Genomic DNA, 691 nt, shown 5'->3' with positions numbered 1-691 from the left:
CCGCTTCGGCCTTTAGATTTGTGCGATGTAAAAATTCCAAGAAAATCATAACTTGGAATACTCTCAAACTGAGAGTAAGTCAGCGCCAGTGGGGATGCCTTACCGCCGTCGGCTGAGTTAGAGACTCATGGATCGATTTAAGACCCCACTGGATTACTGTAACACAGGACTCAGATAGAAATTCGGGTTTGTGACCCATGAGCAAGGTATCGAGTGTGCGACAGTATATTGGTTTGAGTAAAAACATAAACTCATTCAAAATTATGGAAACATTTTCATTTTTCATCGGCATTGACATCTCAAAAGCGACGCTTGATTTTGCCGTCGTAGTGGCTAACAAGTTGCTGTTTCACTATCAATCAACGAATGATAAAGCAGGAATAGAGGGCTTTATAAAACTCTTAAAATTACATTGTCCTGATGCTAACTTTTCCAATAGTCTCTATTGTATGGAACACACAGGCATATATAACAATCACATTATCAATTTTTTACATTTGAAAAAAGCCAAAATATGGTTAGAACACCCTATTCATATAAAAGACAGTTTGGGGATGATTCGCGGAAAAAATGACAAGGTTGATGCCCAAAGAATCGCTACTTATGCCTATAAAAATCGTGATGAAGTTCGGTTATGGATACCTAAACGGGATATCATTCAAAAGCTGGACTGTTTGACTGCTACTCGCAG

1 protein-coding gene is annotated in these 691 nt (G+C 38.8%); it reads left to right on the top strand.

Annotation, left to right across the window (positions count from 1 at the left end; genetic code table 11):
• Positions 1-263 precede the first annotated feature (263 nt).
• On the top strand, positions 264-691 hold a 428-nt coding region (locus tag AC23P2_RS31140), incomplete at its 3' end, for an IS110 family transposase (protein ID WP_487776797.1).

The organism is Runella sp. R0.1_18 (genome assembly GCF_057652155.1).
The sequence above is the reverse complement of the archived record's forward strand: the minus strand, read 5'-3'. Positions and strand labels throughout refer to the sequence as shown.